The sequence below is a fragment of the Actinomadura sp. NBRC 104425 genome, assembly GCF_030269545.1.
GTDB classification, from domain to species: Bacteria; Actinomycetota; Actinomycetes; order Streptosporangiales; family Streptosporangiaceae; genus Spirillospora; species Spirillospora keratinilytica.
In genome coordinates, this window is sequence record NZ_BSTN01000011.1 from 86,848 (window position 1) to 102,633 (window position 15,786).

Annotated in this window: 11 protein-coding genes and 2 tRNA genes; 3 read left to right on the forward strand and 10 right to left on the reverse strand. The window is 73.2% G+C overall.

All coding sequences use genetic code 11. The features are described from left to right. Nucleotides 1-6: 6 nt before the first annotated feature. Entirely contained in the window at nt 7-1,338 is a 1,332-nt protein-coding gene (locus tag QSK22_RS18390; protein ID WP_285495440.1) for a helix-turn-helix domain-containing protein, read from the reverse strand. A 521-nt stretch (nt 1,339-1,859) separates the two neighbouring features. Here QSK22_RS18390 and QSK22_RS18395 point away from each other — a divergent pair. Continuing rightward, nucleotides 1,860-2,255 carry a Rossmann-fold NAD(P)-binding domain-containing protein gene (locus QSK22_RS18395; RefSeq protein ID WP_285495441.1) on the forward strand — a complete coding sequence of 132 codons (396 nt, stop codon included), beginning with the start codon at nt 1,860-1,862 and terminating at the stop codon, nt 2,253-2,255. Between the two features lie 629 nt (nt 2,256-2,884). Here QSK22_RS18395 and QSK22_RS18400 read toward each other — a convergent pair. From QSK22_RS18400 to QSK22_RS18420, 5 genes are all read right to left on the reverse strand, one after another. Next, nucleotides 2,885-2,957 (reverse strand) — tRNA-Lys (locus QSK22_RS18400). A gap of 89 nt (nt 2,958-3,046) precedes the next feature. Then, a complete protein-coding gene (locus QSK22_RS18405; protein ID WP_285495442.1) occupies nt 3,047-3,619 on the reverse strand; it encodes a response regulator transcription factor in 573 nt (190 codons plus the stop codon). 154 nt (nt 3,620-3,773) lie between these two features. Next, nucleotides 3,774-3,849: transfer RNA gene (locus QSK22_RS18410), tRNA-His, on the reverse strand. 81 nt (nt 3,850-3,930) lie between these two features. Continuing rightward, nucleotides 3,931-4,539, reverse strand: coding sequence for an oligoribonuclease (gene orn, locus QSK22_RS18415; RefSeq protein ID WP_285495443.1), 609 nt, complete (start codon nt 4,537-4,539; stop codon nt 3,931-3,933). Nucleotides 4,540-4,743: 204 nt separating this feature from the next. Next, nucleotides 4,744-5,394 carry a pyridoxamine 5'-phosphate oxidase family protein gene (locus QSK22_RS18420; protein WP_285495444.1) on the reverse strand — a complete coding sequence of 217 codons (651 nt, stop codon included), beginning with the start codon at nt 5,392-5,394 and terminating at the stop codon, nt 4,744-4,746. A gap of 69 nt (nt 5,395-5,463) precedes the next feature. Between QSK22_RS18420 and pdxR the strand changes: the two genes are divergently transcribed. Then, a complete protein-coding gene (gene pdxR / locus QSK22_RS18425) occupies nt 5,464-6,906 on the forward strand; it encodes a MocR-like pyridoxine biosynthesis transcription factor PdxR (RefSeq protein WP_502872329.1) in 1,443 nt (480 codons plus the stop codon). On the opposite strand, the gene QSK22_RS18430 is transcribed toward pdxR, so the two are convergent. Then, on the reverse strand, nt 6,803-7,717 hold the full coding sequence (locus tag QSK22_RS18430) for a hypothetical protein (protein WP_285495445.1): 915 nt from the start codon (nt 7,715-7,717) through the stop codon (nt 6,803-6,805). The two genes, pdxR and QSK22_RS18430, sit on opposite strands and share 104 nt — an antisense overlap. Before the next feature lie 450 nt (nt 7,718-8,167). Here QSK22_RS18430 and QSK22_RS18435 point away from each other — a divergent pair, with 450 nt between their 5' ends. Continuing rightward, nucleotides 8,168-9,283 carry a phosphotransferase family protein gene (locus tag QSK22_RS18435; protein WP_285495446.1) on the forward strand — a complete coding sequence of 372 codons (1,116 nt, stop codon included), beginning with the start codon at nt 8,168-8,170 and terminating at the stop codon, nt 9,281-9,283. A gap of 40 nt (nt 9,284-9,323) precedes the next feature. Here QSK22_RS18435 and QSK22_RS18440 read toward each other — a convergent pair whose 3' ends face one another. The 3 genes from QSK22_RS18440 to QSK22_RS18450 all read right to left on the reverse strand — a co-directional run bounded on the left by QSK22_RS18440 (nt 9,324) and on the right by QSK22_RS18450 (nt 15,604). After that, entirely contained in the window at nt 9,324-10,838 is a 1,515-nt protein-coding gene (locus QSK22_RS18440) for an RNA polymerase sigma factor (protein WP_285495447.1), read from the reverse strand. Nucleotides 10,839-11,095: 257 nt separating this feature from the next. Continuing rightward, nucleotides 11,096-12,718, reverse strand: coding sequence for a sigma-70 family RNA polymerase sigma factor (locus QSK22_RS18445; RefSeq protein ID WP_285495448.1), 1,623 nt, complete (start codon nt 12,716-12,718; stop codon nt 11,096-11,098). Between the two features lie 420 nt (nt 12,719-13,138). Beyond that, nucleotides 13,139-15,604, reverse strand: a complete 2,466-nt coding sequence (locus QSK22_RS18450; protein WP_285495449.1) for a substrate-binding domain-containing protein — start codon at nt 15,602-15,604, stop codon at nt 13,139-13,141. Nucleotides 15,605-15,786: the final 182 nt, after the last annotated feature.

A 15,786-nucleotide genomic window follows, 5' to 3' on the forward strand; every position in this document is an offset into this window, starting at 1 on the left:
GTCTCCTCAGCCGTGGGTGGCGGTTCGTAGGGCGGTGCCGAGTTCAGGGGCCAGCGCGCGCACCGACCGGTTCCTGGAGTGGCGGGACAGCAGGCGCGCGAGAGCGCGAAGATCGGTGGCGACGGTCGCCGAGCCGATCGTGGTGAAAGACGGCAGCAGCTCGCGGGTGAGCTCGCACGCGTGGTCGATCTCACCGTCCGCCGCGTGGGCGAGCGCGCGCCGCACACCGAAGCGGACGCGCACACGCACGGCGTGTTCGGGCACCTGGGCAAGCTGCGCTTCGAGGACCTGCGCGGCGGCACGCGGCCGTCCCAGGTCGTACAGGCACCACCCCCTGACCATCTCGGCCGAATCGGGCAGGTTCGTACTGCCGATGACCGGGGCGCCCGAGTCGTCCGCCTGGCGTTCGAGCAGTGCGCGGGCCCGCTCCAGGCTCCGCATGCACGAGCGGTGGTCGCCGGCGAGGGCGTGCCCCTGGGCCTCCCGCTGGGCGGCCAGGCCGCGGATCCGCGGCGGCGCATCGCCCTTCTGCGCCTGCCGGGCCAGCCCGATCGTCTGCTCGGAGTCGTCGCGGTAGAGCGTGACGTCCGCCCGCCGGACCAGCGCGTAGGCGGTGAGATGGTGATCGCCGCCCGCCTCGGCGAGGTCGACGGCACGCCGGGTCCACCACAGCGCGCCCTGCTCGTCGCCGCTCTCCTGCACCAGCCAGCCGACGTATTCGGCGTAGCGGGACGCGAGCCGCAGCAACTCCTGGCGCGTTTGCGCACCGGCGTTCTTGGACAGCTCCTGGAGGGCATGGGTCTGTGCGATGAGCACGGGAAGCAGCAGCCCCGGGCCGGTGGCCTGGCCGAGCTTTCGGTATTGGTCGAACAGGGCCCGGAACGTCCCGGCGAGCGTCGTGTCCTCGACGTTCGCGGAAACGGCCGGCAGGCCGATGCTCAAACCCGCAAGGGACGCCGCACCGGTGGCGACCGCCTGTCTCCGACTCAGGGGCCGGAACCAGCTCTGGCCTTCCGAGGACAACTGCATCAGCCACACCTCCTCATCACCATCTGCCTCTGCGGTCTCTTCGGTTTCGGACGGGCATGCGGGTACCAGGGCGGCCAGCTCTCCTTCGGCGGCGAGCTCTGTGTCGCAGAGCAGGGCCAGCTGGCGGCTGGGCCTCTTCAGTCCCCGCTCGACCTTGCTCAGCTGGGCCTTGCTGTAATGCACCCGCTGGGCCAGACCGGTCAGCGTCATGTCGGCCGCCAGACGCCGTCGTCGAAGTTCCGTTCCGAAGTCAGTGGGCTGCTGGACCACGTCAACCTCCGTCACTGCCTGTCCGAACAGCCGGGTCACCGCCAGTAAGACTGCGGGGCCGCAGGCCGGCGGGCAAGGCGATACCGGCGTTTCCCGTTTCCACTCTGAGGCAATAGAAGATCGCCGCGTTCGTCGATGAGTGGGAATTGATCGGCCCGCACCCGGTCCGCCATGTGTCGGCGTACTGGCGGTTCTTTCAGATCACGACCAGCCCCTGTGCAGCCGCTCAGGACCTCTCCGGCTGTTCACTCACGGAAACGGCGTGTGACCTGTGTGGGAAAGAAACCGAGTAGGGGAAAGGTGCAGACCATAATCCGGTCACCCCGGCAGTCCCAACCTCAAACCACGGCACTTCGCCGATGGTCGCCCGCTTCCCCCTCTACCGGAACGGGCGGTGTGCTGATCGCGGTGTACTCGTCGGCGGTGACCAAGATGCAGAGTGTCAGGACAGTGGTGATGCGTGCGTGGTGCTGACCATCGGCAAGGCGTGCGTCCTGACCGCCGTGGACGAGCCCCGCAGGTGACGCGGATCCGCCGACCGACGGCCAAGGGGACACTGGATGACCGACGAACTCACCCCCGATGATGCGCGCGTGGTCGTGATGACCGGCGCCACCTTCGGCAGCGGTGCCGCCGCGGTGCAGGAGATCGCCCGCCGGCCCGGCGTCCTGGTCATCGTGGGCGCTCGCGGCATCGGACGCACCGTGCCCGCCGGCGTCGAGACGCTCCCGCTGGATCTCGCCTCGCTCGGCGGCGTCCGCGAGTTCGCCGCCGCAGTGGCCTCCCGGCTCGGCGGGACGCCCATCGACGCGCTGGTCCTCACTGCCGCCACCCTGTCCAGGTACGCGGGCGGACGCACGACCGATGGCTTCGAGACCGCCTTCGGCGTGAATCTCCTCGCCCACTGCCTGCCGGCCCGTCTCGGGAGCCGCGTCTCGCCGACAACGCACGGGTGATCTTTACGACCGGCGACACCCATGACCCGTCGGTGATTCCCCTGGCGCCCAAGTCGCTTGAACCCGAGACTTTCGCCCACCCGCCCGCGTCCCGGTTCGGTGCCGGCATGCGCGCCCATGCCGCCTCGAAACTCCGCGACATCCTCACCGTCCGCTCCCAGGCGGACTCTCCTGGCCTGCGGAAACGTGGCATCACGGTACTCGCGTACAACCCAGGAGCAATTCGGCCTACTCGACCTGCACGGCTCGGGCCTGCCATCCGGCCCTCCTGCGCGATGACCACGCCGACAAGGAAGCAGCCGAGCGGACACTCCGGTCCAGCGGTCTGGAATGGACGCCGGTCTACCCGACCGCCCTGAGCAACGGCCCGGGACGCATACCGTGTCGGCGACCGGGTGGAAATGAAGTTCCCAAGCAGGATCAGTCGTGCGGACGCGGCGTTCATGCATGAGGCGGCGCACAGCCGCGAACGGATCCGCCGCGATGCCGTCACCACGGACGGGCGGTTCCACGGGCACACGGGCAGCCATCGGTCTGGTCGCTTCCGCGTCCAAGACGGCCGAATTGCCGGTACATAAACAACGGTGGGCGTTCGCGACGTTTTTCGCGAACGCCCACCGTGCGGCGGGTGCGCCGTCAGGGACTTGAACCCCGAACCCGCGGATTAAGAGTCCGCTGCTCTGCCAATTGAGCTAACGGCGCTTGTCGTTGGGAGTTGCCCCCCTCCGGGAGGTTGCCCTCCCCGGCGACACCCAGAAGGTTAGCAGGACCGGCGCACCAGTGCGAATCGATTACTCCTTCGCCGGCATGACGCTCACGATGCCGCGCCACAGGGCGATGGCGGTGGCGCGGGAGCTGACGCCGAGCTTGGAGTAGATGCGGTTGACGTGGTTCTTGACGGTCTTCTCGCTGAGGAAGAGCTGGCGGGCGATCTCGCCGTTGGAGCGGCCGCTGGCGATGAGGTCCATGACCTCGGCCTCGCGGGCGGACAGGCCCAGGCTGACGCGGTTGGCGTCGCGGACGCCGCGGATCACGTCGCGGACGGTGAAGGAGCCGCGGACCAGGTGGCCGGAGGCGCCGTTGCGGATGGCGGCCTCCACCGCGCCCTGGTCGTCGGGGGAGGCCAGCACGAAGACGCGGGAGGAGCGGCTGAGGAGGGCCGCCTGGCGGGCGGCGGACGCGTCCAGCAGAATGAGGTCGGGGCGCAGTTCCTCGGCCAGGCGGGCGGCGTCGCCGCCGTCCCCGGTCTCCGCGATGACCTGGAGTTCCTCGCTGTCGGACAGCAGTGCGACCACCTCCGCGCGCTCGTGGGGGTTGCCGTCCACCACCAGTACGCGCAGCGGGGCCGTTTCGTCGACACTCATCCCGTCTCCGGCGGTCGCCCTTGGGGTGTCATTGTCATTTATAGGGTCGGAGCATAACCGGCCGATCATCAAGAGCCAACGAGCCTGGTCAAGGTACGGGGGGTTGCGAGGCAACGGCAAGGGCCCGGCCGCCTCGGCGGCCGGGCCCTTCTCGTGGGGTGAGTGAGGGGACTTGAACCCCCGACACCCAGGACCACAACCTGGTGCTCTGCCGACTGAGCTACACCCACCGCGGCCGGGAGCGCATCCCGGCTGAAGAAAGTGTAGCGGTTCCGGGCGGGTGGTTCGCCACAGGGTTTCGTCGGCCGGACTCAGCCGGATGCCGAGGGGGCGGCGATCTCGGCCGCCAGGGCCCGGGCCGTCTCGGAGTCGGGGCCGGGCTGGGGCACGAAGACGGTGGCGCGGTAGTAGCGCAGCTCCTGGATGCTCTCGGTGATGTCGGCCAGCGCGCGGTGGCCGCCCTTCTTCTCCGGGCTGGCGAAGTAGACGCGGGGGTACCAGCGGCGCGTCAGTTCCTTGATGCTGGAGACGTCCACCATGCGGTAGTGCAGGTGGGCGTCCAGGGCGGGCATGTCACGGGCGAGGAACGAGCGGTCGGTGGCGATGGAGTTGCCGCACAGCGGCGCCTTCTTGGCGTCGCGGACGTGCCTGCGGATATAGCCGAGCACGGCCTCCTCGGCCTCGGCGAGGGTGACCCCGCCGGGCAGCAGGTCCAGCAGCCCGGACGTGGTGTGCATGTCGCGCACCACCTGCGACATCCCGGCGAGCGCCTCCTCCGGAGGCTTGATCACCACATCGATCCCCTCGTCGAGGATGGTGAGCTCGCTGTCGGTCACCAGCGCGGCAATCTCGATCAGCGCGTCGCTGCGCAGGTCGAGACCTGTCATCTCGCAATCTATCCAGACGAGACGCTCGTTCACTTCATGCCCTCTCACCTGCGATGACTCCGTGGTGAGTCCACTCCGGCGGGCGGGCGTCCGGCCCGTGGAGCCCGCCGGACGCGCCGTCGCCGGCCGCAGTTCCGGGCTTCACCAACACGTACACGCAGCCAGGGTATGACGCTCGGTGGCGGTACACGACCAGCGGCAATGATCAACCAGACCCCGGCGGGCGGCGGGGACTTTCTACGCGCGGTCGGCGATGTGGGGCGGCACGGGGATTCCGGGGCGCAGCCGGGCGTCCGGCACGGGTTCGCCGAAGGTGCGGCGGACGGGCAGCACCCCGGCCCACACGTCCAGGGCGTAGTCCTCGTCGTCGTCGTTCGGGCCGCCCTCGCGCATCTTGACCGAGGCCTCCTCCAGGGGGAGGGCGAGCACGGAGGTGGCGGCCATCTCTTTGGGGGTGGGGCGGCGGGCGGTGTCCCACTGGCCCGGGGCGAGCCGTTCGGTGACGGCGCGCAGGCCCGCGAGCTTCTCGTCGGGGTCGGTGACGGTCCGCGGCACGCCGTACACGATGGCGCTGCGGTAGTTCACCGAGTGGTGGAACAGGGCGCGGGCCAGCACGATGCCGTCCAGGAGGGTGACGGTGACGCAGATCTCCTGGGACGGGGCGGCGCGCAGGCTGGCGGCGCCCGTGGAGCCGTGGACGTACAGGGTGTCGTCGACGCGCCCGTAGGCGGTGGGGATCACGCGCGGGGTGCCGTCCACCACGACGCCGAGGTGGCAGATGAGGCCCTCGTCCAGGATCTCGTACAGCGCGGAGCGTTCGGTACGGGCCCGCGCGCGGTTGCGGCGGAGGGCGGTGCGGTCGGTAGGGGACAGGGGCGTTGTGCTCATGGCTCCGTACGGTAGGAAGGAAGTGGCCTGGCCTGTAGAGCCACTTGACAGCGATCGCGGGAGACCACTTTGCCGACCCGACCGACCCTGCCGCTGACGGTGGACCGTTCCGTGCCCGAGCCGATGAGCGTCCAGCTGGCGGGGCAGCTGCGGTCGGCGATGAGCGAGGGGCGGGTGGCGGCCGGGGAGCGGCTGCCGTCCACGCGGGCGCTCGCGGCGGAGCTGGGGGTCAGCCGGACGGTGGTGACACAGGCCTACGAGCAGCTGTACGCCGAGGGGTGGCTGGAGGGGCGGCACGGCTCCGGCACCTACGTCACCGACATCGCGCCGCCGAGGGGCGCGGCGGCGCCCGTGCCGTTCGAGACCGGCGCTGAGACCGGCTGGGAGCGCACGGAGCAGGGCGTGACGGACCTGCGGCCCGGGGTGCCGTGGGTCGGCGCGCTGGACACCCCCGCCTGGCGGCGCGCGTGGCGGCTTGCCGCCGGCGTGCCGCCCGCGACGCGTCCCGACCCGCGCGGGCTGCCCGGTCTGCGCGCCGCGCTGGCCGACTACGTCCGCCGCAGCAGGGGCGTGGCCTGCCCGCCGAGCCGCCTGCTGGTCACGCGGGGCGTCACCAACGGGCTGGATCTGCTGGCCGCGACGGTGCTGCGCCCCGGCGACCGCGTCGGCGTGGAGGAGCCCGGGTACATCAAGGCACGCAACGTGCTGGCCGCGCGCGGGGCCGAACTCGTGCCGTGTCCGGTGGACGAGCACGGGCTGCTCGTCGACGCGCTCCCCGACGGCCTGCGCCTGGTTTACACCACGCCGTCGCACCAGTACCCGCTGGGCGGGGTGCTGCCGGTGCCGCGCCGGCAGGCGCTGCTGGCCTGGGCGCGGCGGACGGGCGCGCTCGTCGCCGAGGACGACTACGACGGCGAGTTCCGCTACGACGTGGCGCCGCTGCCCGCCCTGTACGGGCTGGATCCCGACGTGGTCGTCTACCTCGGCACCGCCACGAAGATGCTGACCGCGGACATGGGGGTCGGCTGGCTGGTGGCGCGCCCCGAGCTGGTGGAGGCGGTCGCCGCGCGCCGCGACGGGCTGAACGACCGCACCGCCGTCGTCCCGCAGGAGGCGATGCGGCTGCTGCTGGAACGCGGCGACCTGGACCGGCACGTGCGGCGGATGCGCGCCGAGTACGCCCGGCGCCGTGCGGCGGCCGTCGAGGCGCTGGCCGGGCTGCGGCTGCACGGCGACACCGCCGGGCTGCACCTGGTGGTGGAGCTGCCGGAGCACGAGACGGCGCGGGTGGCGGCCGAGGCGGCGCGCCGGGGCGTGCTGCTGGACACGCTCGACCGCCACCACGCCGGCCCGGTCCGCGTGTCCGGGCTGGTGATCGGCTACGGCGCCGCGGCGTCCGCGGCCGAGCTCAGGACCGCATGCTCGCTGGTTCGGGAGCTTGCGGAACGGCCGCCGGCTGCGGGTGCCCGGGGGAGGGCAGCGGCGCGGCGGCGGGCGCGGGTGCGGGCGTAGCGGGCACGTCGTCGCAGCCCGCCGGGCCGGGGCCGCGTCCGGCCACGGGCTCGACCGCTGCGACGTGCGCGACCAGAGCGGGCAGGGTTTCGCGGGTGTGGCCCGGCCGGTGCAGGGGGTCGGACGTCCGCGCCGGGTCGGACCCGCGCAGCGTCTCGGTCGGACGCAGGGGCTCGGCCGCGTGCAGGGAGGCGGGCACGGGCTCGCCCGGCCGGTGCGCGGCGATGCGGGTGCCCGCCGGGGGCAGGTCCGCCGGCTCGGAGCCGGGCGCGGCGCGCGGGTGCGGGACGGCGGTGATCGGGGCGTCCGGCCCGGTGACGCGGTGGATGTCGATGGCGCCCGGATCGGGGCGGGAGGTGTCGGGCACCTGGGAGCCGCCGTAGTGGCCGCCGCGGGCCCAGTCGCGGCGGGAGCGGCCGGAGTGGTACGACTGCGGGGACGGCAGCGGCGGGCCGGCGGGCCACCGGCGGGGCACGCCCCAGGCGTCCAGCCAGCGCATGATCTCTTCGAGCCCTGCGAGCAGGCCGGTGGTGAACGGCTCCCGGGCCTGGCCGACCACCATGATCTGGGCGCAGATCCGCCCCTCACGGCCGGCGCGGCCGGTGAGCGCCCGGGCGGCCCGGACGATGGGGACCTGCTGCACCACCTCGCCGGAGCCGGGGTTCCACACCAGGTGCGCGGGCCGCGCCTCGCGGGCCAGGTCGGCCGCCACCGACCTGGCCGACACCAGACGCGGGTCGGACTCGCTGGTGAGCCATACCACGCGGGGAGCACCTCCCCCCAGCGCGCCGCCGTCGAGTCGTGCCGGCATGCGTCCGGCTCCTGGCAGCCATGCGTCTGCCACGGTGCGTCCCCCCCAATCGGGCGGAGTGGCCCAAGATTGGTCTAGTCCCTCTACCTGTCGTCCGGGTCGGGCGGCGGGAGCCCGGACCGCCGCGGCGGGCTGCCGCGGTGCGGATCCGGATCGCCGGGATCCGATGTTATTGATCCGGATCAGTACCCTTCCGCACTGACATATCCACCTCCTGTTACGGTTTCGTACATACTGGCCAGAGCGGGCCCCGGTGACGAGCCGGTCACCACGGAGCAAACTGGCGTTCCCAGGGTATGAGAATTTCTTCCGCGCAAACGGCCGGAAGTGGCCGGAGATTTACCTTCCGCCGAGCGTCGCCTACCGCCGCGCGCGCCTGCGGACGGCGGCGCCCGCTTGGGCGGGGGTGGGGTTCACACCGCGCACCGAGCCGCGTTCTAATAGGGCGTCATGACCGTTGACGCTGAACTTCCGGCCGGGGTCCCCGGCATCGACGTCCCCCGCCTGGCCGGCTGGCTGGCGCAAGCGCTCCCCGGCAGCGGGCGGATCACCGCCGTCGACCTCATCTCCGGGGGGAGGTCCAACCTCACCTACCGGATCGCCCTGGACGGCGCAGGGAACGGCGGCCCGGGCACCGGGCGGCAGGTGGTGCTGCGCAGACCGCCCCTCGGCCACGTCCTGCCGACCGCGCACGACATGGCCCGCGAGTACCGGGTGCTGTCGGCACTCGGGCCCCGCACCGACGTGCCGGTGCCGGCGACGCTGGCCTTCTGCGACGACGAGAGCGTCATCGGCGCCCCGTTCTACCTGATGGACCACGTGGCGGGACGGGTGCTGCGCGAGGCCGAGGACGCCGACGGGCTCACCCCGGAGCAGGCCGCGGGGCTCAGCGAGCGGCTCGTCGAGGCGCTGGCCGCGATCCACACGGTGGACGTGGACGCGGTGGGCCTGGGCGACTTCGGCCGCCCCGACGGGTACATGGCGCGGCAGCTGCGGCGCTGGGGCAAGCAGTGGGACGCCTCGCAGGAGGCCGTCCGCGCCGCCGGAGCCGTCCACGACGTCCCCGAGTACGACCGCCTGGCCGCGCGGCTGGCCGAACGGCTCCCGGACCGCGGGCGCGCCGCCCTCGTGCACGGCGACTTCCGGCTGGACAACGCGCTGGTGCGGCTGGAGCCGGCCCCGCGGATCGCCGCCGTCGTCGACTGGGAGATGTCGACCCTGGGCGACCCGCTGTCCGACCTGGGGCTCACGCTCGTGTACTGGGCGCAGGCCGACGACCCCGACAGCGAGCGGCTGCCGGTCGGCGCGTCCGTCACCACGGCGCCCGGGTTCGTCACGCGCCGCGAGTTCACCGAGCGGTACGCCGCGCTGACCGGGTTCGACCTGGCCGACATCGACTTCTACGTGGCGTTCGCGTGCTTCAAGCTCGCGGTCATCCTGGAGGGCATCCACGCCCGGTTCCTGCAGAACGCCACCGTGGGAGAGGGGTTCGACCAGATCGGCGACGCCGTGCCGATCCTGGTCTCCCGCGCCCACCGCATCCTGGACTCCGGCTCGCCCTGGTAGGCGGCCTCCTCCTGGTGGACGGCGGGACGCGGCGCGGGCGTCAGCAGTACGTGACCGAGGCGGTGGCGCTCGGGGAGAACGACACCGAGCCCGTCTTCTCGCTCCAGCACCAATCGTTGGTGTGCGACACCCGCACGCTCGCCGACTCGCCGGCCTCCAGGTGGCCGGAGCCGCTTGCCGACAGCTCGCCGGACGTGCCGGTGACCGCCCAGTCCACCGGTCCGCCGACGGCCCTGACGGTGACGGTGCAGGCGTCGTCCCGGCCCATGTCGCATCCGGTGGCCGCCAGCCGTCCCTGCTGGGGCGTGCGGGGGCGGTCGGGCTCCGGGGACCGGGACGCGGGGGTCCTGGTGCGGCTGGGGGTCGCCGACGCCGCGTGCGTCGGCGACTTCGACGGGGTCGCGGACGCCGACGGGCCGGCGCTGCTGCTGGTCGGCGACGGCGACGAGCTGGTGACCGTCGCGCTGGCCTTGGCGGAGGGGGCGCCTTGCGACTGCGACGGGTCCACTCCGGTCGAGGCCGAGGAGTTGCCGCTGGGCAGGGCGCTCGCGGAGTCCGGGGAGTCGGAATCGCCGCCGGTGAAGGCCGCGACCGACCCGCCGATCAGCACCACGGCCGCGACCACCGCGGCGAGCGCGGCGAGGACCGGACCCTTGCGCCGCGACGACTGGCGTTCGCGGGCGCGCGAGGCGGCGCGCTGGTAGGGCAGCGGCCAGCCCCGCTCGTCGAACGGCTCGGCCCAGGCGGCGATGGCGCGCCGGTTGTCGGCCCGTTCCGGGTCGGTCGCCGCGCCCAGCACGTCCAGCCGCAGGTCGGCGGGCAGCGCCGCGACCGGCAGCACGGCCAGCAGCCGGTCGGCGGGCAGCCGCGGGGTGTCCCGCTCGCCGCAGGTGGGGCAGCCGGCCACATGCCGCATCACCGAGCGGGCCGACTGCCTCGACAGCGGCCAGGTCTCGGTCAGCGCCGACAGGCTGGGGCAGTCCTCCCAGTGGTTGCGGGCCACCAGCGCGGCGTGCACGGCCGCCTCCAGCGTGGTCTCGGCCTCGCCGAGCAGCACGGCCGTCTCCTCGGGGGACTCGCCGAACACGCCCGCCAGGTCCACCGCGTCCAGCTCGTGCCGGGCCACCAGGTCGATCGCCTCGCGCTGGCGCCCGCTGAGCGCGGCCAGCGCGCTGAGCGCCAGCATCCGCCGCTCCTCGCGGCGTTTGAACTGCTCCTCGCTCAGCTCTCCGTCGTCGACCTCGGCCGCCTCCTGCCCGACGTGCCGGGACGGGTTGTCGCGGCGGCGCAGCGACTCCTTGCGGGCCAGGGCGTACAGCCAGCCGCGCAGCCGCTCGGGCGTCTGCAGCCCGCCGACGTGCTCGCGCGCCGAGACCATGACGTTGCGCAGGGCCCCCGCCGCCTCGACGCGGTCCCGCAGCAGACCGTGGCAGTAGTCGAACAGCAGGGGCGCGTAGGCGTCGTACACCTCCGACAGCGCGATGACGTCCCCGACCCGCAGTGATTCCGCCAGCCGGGGGTCATCGAAGCGCCCCTGTGCAGGCCCAGCGGCCACGACGATCCTCCCGTGCTCGATGATCCGAACATCCCCGCAAGCGAGCCCCGACGCCGGGTCGGCCGACTCTGGGTGCCAGATCCTGCCATCAAATTCGGGAGATTTCAGAGCCATACGGGACTCAAGGGACGTAAGGCGGCACGCTCCGTGGTCGTTTCGCCACGTGGACGGGCGGTTTTCGCACGTGCTGTGATCTGAGTCTCGTCACGGCGAGATGATCGCTCAGGCCGCGCCCGGGGCCGCTGGAGAACGCGACCTCAGCCCTCCACGGCCGGGTCGTTGCCCTCCGGGGCGTCGTCCTCCGGCACCTCCGGGCAGGTCCAGGTCACGGTGGCCGTGCCCGAGGGGGCGAACCGCACGCTGCCCGAGTGGGTTCCGGGCGGGCAGTCGGACGGACGCGACGCCGTCACGCTTGCCGTGCCGCCGCCGAGCAGCCGCCCGCCGCCAGAGGCGCTCACCCCTCCCGACGTGCCGATGACCGCCCAGGTGACGGGCCCGCCCACCGCCCGTACCGGCACCGCGCACGACAGCTGCTCCGCGGGGATCGCGCAGCCGGTGACCGCCAGGCGCCCGGCCGCCACGCGGCTGGGCGAGGGCGCGCGGCGCGACGGCCGCGCCGACGCGCGCGGCGTCGGGCTCGCCGACGACCGCGACGGGCTGGGCGTCGGCGTGGTGGGCGTCGCGGACGGCGTGGGCGACGGCGACCCGCTCGGCGACGGCTCGTCCGAGGGTTCGGACGACGGCTCGGCGGACGCGCCGGACGTGGACGGATCCGGCGCCGCGGTGCTCCCCGGGACCGCCCCGGTGCGCTGGCCGGATTCGAGCGGCAGCAGGATGAACGCGCCGGTGGCGATCAGCAGCAGCCCCGCCGCCGCGGCCGCGACAGGCAGCGGCCCGGGCACCGGACGGCGGCCGTGCGCGGCGCGTCCGCGCAGCCGCGCCACCGGCACCGGCCAGCCCCGGGCGTCGAACGGCTCGGCGCGCTCGGCCGCCGCGGCCAGGGCGTCGGCCGCCCCCGGCGCGGTCGCGGTCGCCATGACCCGGGAGGGCAGCTCCGACGGCAGCAGCGCCACCGGCAGCACCTGCAGCAGCCGCACCGTCGACACCCGCCGGTAGCGCAGCTCGGTGCACGTCGCACAGTGCGAGATGTGCTTCAGCAGCCGGCGGGCGAGGGCGGGCGTCGGCGGCTGATCCGGGTCGGCGTCCGCGGTCAGCTCCGCCGCCTGCGGGCACGCCTCCCGCCCCTCGCGGGCGACCAGGGCGGCGGCCAGCGCGTCGTCCAGCCGCTGCCGCGCCGCACCGGTCAGATCGGCGGCCTGCCGGGCGTCCATGCCCAGCACCGCGCCGACCTCCGCCGCCTCCAGGCCGTGCCGCAGCAGCAGGTCGAGGGCCTCGCGTTCGGCGCCGCGCAGGCCCGCCAGCGCGCCGTGCACGAGCTTGCGGCTCTCGATGCGCTGCGCCCGCTCCGGCGCGTCCAGGAACACGTCCTCCACCTCGGGCGCCTCGCGGCGCTCGGCGGGGAAGTCCGGTTCGGCGCGGCGGCGCAGGCACTCGTTGCGGACCAGGGCGTACAGCCAGGACCGGAACCGGACCGGTTCGCGCAGCACCCCGGCGTGCGCATACGCCTGCAGGAAGGCGTCGTGCAGCGCCCGCGCGGCCGTCTCCTGGTCGCGCACCAGCGCGTGGGCGTAGTCGTAGAGGCGCGCCGCGTAGCGGTCGACCACCTGCGCGAGGGCCTCGATCGGATCAAGGGGGCGCGGGCCGCCCTGCGCGCCGTCGTCCTGCGCGGTGCCGTCCTCGGGGGCGCCGTCGTCGGCGGCGGCCAGGAACCGGGCGAGCCTGAGATCGTCCCCGCGATCGAGACTGGGCCAAGGGGACACGCATCCTCCCGCGAACTGAGACGTCGGCACCGCGACCACCGGACGGGCCGTGACTGCTCTCCTTGCGAGCCGTGCCGTGCTCTCCCCCGGAACCTCGTGGGTCCGGCCCCGCCACGGGACGCGGGGGGAAGGTTGGAGGCCCGACGGCCCCGCTCCCCGTCGGGCCTCCGTATGTGTGACGGCCGACCCCCGCCCCCGGTTGACACCTGCGACGAACAAATCTCGAAAAATCCGCCGAACCTCTTCCGGCTCGGCTCCGCGCCCCCGTCCCAGCCGCTCCGCACGTCCCCTGACGTGCGGCGACGCCCCTCCCGTGCGGGCGGGCGCGGCGAAGGGCACGCGGGGCGAGGCCCCCGAAAAGCCGGACGCCCGGCGAACGGAGCTCGTCCGTCCGCCGGGCGTCGCACGTCGCGCTCCGGCTCAGTCGGAGATGCGGCGCGACAGCATCTTCAGGAAGATCTTGGAGATCTCCTGCGGGGTCTGCGCCACCTCGACGTCGCCGTTGGTGAGCGAGGCGATCTGCTCCAGCTCGTTGCGGTCGGTGCCCGGACCGAAGCCGATCATGTTGACCTGGATCGGCTTGTTCGGATCGACCATCGACTTCAGCTGGGACAGGGTCTGCTTGAGCGTCGGCCCGTCGCTGTCGTCGTTCTTGCCGTCGGTCAGCAGCAGGATCGAGTTGCCGAACTCGGGCTTGTAGGTCTTGTTCATCATCTTGTACGCGGCCAGCACCGTGTCGTAGAGGCCGGTGTCGCCGCGCGGCTGGATCCGCCCCAGGTTCGACAGCACCAGGTTGCGGCGGGTGCTGGACCCCACCCGCTCGCCGAGCGGGCCGATCGACACGATCTCCCGCCAGTCCTGGTCGCCGTTGAGCTTGGTGGAGAACACCCACGTGCCGAGCTCGGTGTCGTCCGACATCATGCTGAGCCCGCCCTGCGACAGCTGCGCGACGGCCTGCAGCCGGGTGGTGTTGCCGCCGACCTTCTCGGCCATCGAGCCCGACACGTCGATGACGGTGAGGATGCGCAGGCCCAGCGTCAGCTTCGACCACGCCTGCATGACCCGCGCAACGTCCGAGTCCTTCGGCGTGGGCAGCTTGCGGGGACGCGCCGTGCTCGTCCCGACGCTCGAACCGAACCCGGAGGGGGCCTTGCCGTCCGGGGTGCGGAAGCCCAGCTCCTGCATCTCCTGCCGGGACTTGTCGCCGGTCAGCTCCCGCTCCAGCAGCTTCGCCGCCTTGCGCTCGGCGGCGTCGCGGGTGACGACGGTGAACGGGTAGTCCAGCGACAGCGTGCCCTCGACCGGGTACATCGCCACCGCGGGCTCGGCGGGGCTGGTCCGGTTGAACGCGTACAGGGCCTGCTCGGACGACAGCGAGATCGGCTGCCGGCCGGTACTGCCCTTGCGGAAGCGGGTGAACTGCGCCTGCACGGTCGCCACCATGCTCTCGCGCACCGTGCGCACGATCCCGGTGAAGATCGAGTTGCGGTTGGGGTCGTTGGTCAGCAGGGTGTCGGTCACCATCAGGGCGCCCATCCCGGCGCCGTTGCGCGTCGGGTCCGGCACCAGCAGCCGCACCGTGCCGGCCGGGATCACCTGGTTCTTGGTCACCGCGCCGCCGGGTGTGCCGCCCGCGGCGTTCAGCAGGTTGTCCCAGGACGGGTTGGACGTGATGCCCTGCTTGCGCAGCTTCGTCGCCAGCGTGCGCGGCATGCCCACCACGATCGGGCTGCTCGCCAGCGACGTGCCCGCCGTCGCCGGAACGGCGTCCTTGCCCTTGTCGGACGAGCGGACCAGCGACGTCCACAGCGAGGTGTCGGGGATCCACACGTCGGGGCGCCGGTTGGTGGCCGTCGGCACCGCCTGCCCCGACAGCAGCGGAGTGACCGACGACGGCTCGGCCTTGGCGACCCTGGCCTGCGCGCACTTGCCGTCCACCTTGTGCCGGGCGTCGTTGAAGCGCTGCGCGGCCTTCACCACGGCGGGCTGGATGTCGGCGGACACCGCCACGTCCAGAACGAGCGCATCGTCGTCGTCGCAGCCGCCGCTGACCTCCGCGAACGCGTACACGCCGACGCCGAGCAGCAGCGCCAGCCCGACCGCCCCGGCCATCGGCCCGATCAGCGCGCCGGCGCTGCGCCGCTTCTTGCGCCGCCGGCCGTCGTACTCGCCGCCGCCGTAACCGCCCGAACCGCCGTCACCGCCGGACCCGCCGCCGGGGGCACCGGGGCCGCTCGGGCCGCTGCTCGCGTGGCCGCCCGAACCGCCGCTTCCGTAGCCGCCGGAACCGTAGCCGCCGGAACCGTAACCGCCGGAACCGTAACCACCGGAACCGTAACCACCGGAACCGGAGGCACCGTAGCCGCCTGAATCGGAGACGCCGTAACCGCCCGAGCCGGAACCGCCGCTCGGGTAGCCGGCCGGACCGCCGTCCGAACTGCGGATCGACTCGTACCGGCCGTACGCCGGGGCCGCGGCGGGCGGCTGCGCGCCGGTGGGTGACGCGGGCCCGCCCCCGGACCCCGCGTGCGGCTCCGGTGCAGGGGAACCGTACGTGTCGGAGGACGCCGACGACCGCCCGAGTCCGTGACCGCCCGCGTCGGACGCGCCGCCGAACCCGCCCGCGCCGAACACCGGCTGCTCACCGGTCTGCCGCGGCGTGAACCAGTCGGAGGTCTCCGCGCCGCCCGCGGAGGCTCCCGGCGCCGCGCCGGAGGCCGGGTCGCCGGGCGGCGCGCCCGGTCCCGCCTGCGGCGCCTGCTGCTGACGCGGGGCGAACCAGTCGGCGGAACCGTCGTTCGCCGGACCGAAGACCGGCCTGGACGGGTCGATCCCATCGTCGCCCCGAGGCCACTCGGGGAGATCATCGTGATGACGTCCGGTCACGGCTGTCCTCGATTCACCAGAAACCCACCGATGTTCCCCGGCACTGTAGTAGTACGAGGGTGATGTTACAAAAGGTTCAATATTGTTACTTTCGCAGGTCATGAGCGTACGACCGGTTGACTGTCGTCACGTCGGCCGAACGGTCGCCATGCGCATCCGGCACGATTCCGGGCACCGGCAAC

Excerpts from the sequence above, each read along its gene's own strand:
- QSK22_RS18435 (WP_285495446.1), top strand. The coding sequence starts at position 8,168 with ATGACCGTTGACGCTGAACTTCCGGCCGGGGTCCCCGGCATCGACGTC.
- QSK22_RS18420 (WP_285495444.1), bottom strand. The coding sequence starts at position 5,394 with ATGAGCACAACGCCCCTGTCCCCTACCGACCGCACCGCCCTCCGCCGC.
- QSK22_RS18405 (WP_285495442.1), bottom strand. The coding sequence starts at position 3,619 with ATGAGTGTCGACGAAACGGCCCCGCTGCGCGTACTGGTGGTGGACGGC.
- QSK22_RS18430 (WP_285495445.1), bottom strand. The coding sequence starts at position 7,717 with ATGCCGGCACGACTCGACGGCGGCGCGCTGGGGGGAGGTGCTCCCCGC.
- QSK22_RS18395 (WP_285495441.1), top strand. The coding sequence starts at position 1,860 with ATGACCGACGAACTCACCCCCGATGATGCGCGCGTGGTCGTGATGACC.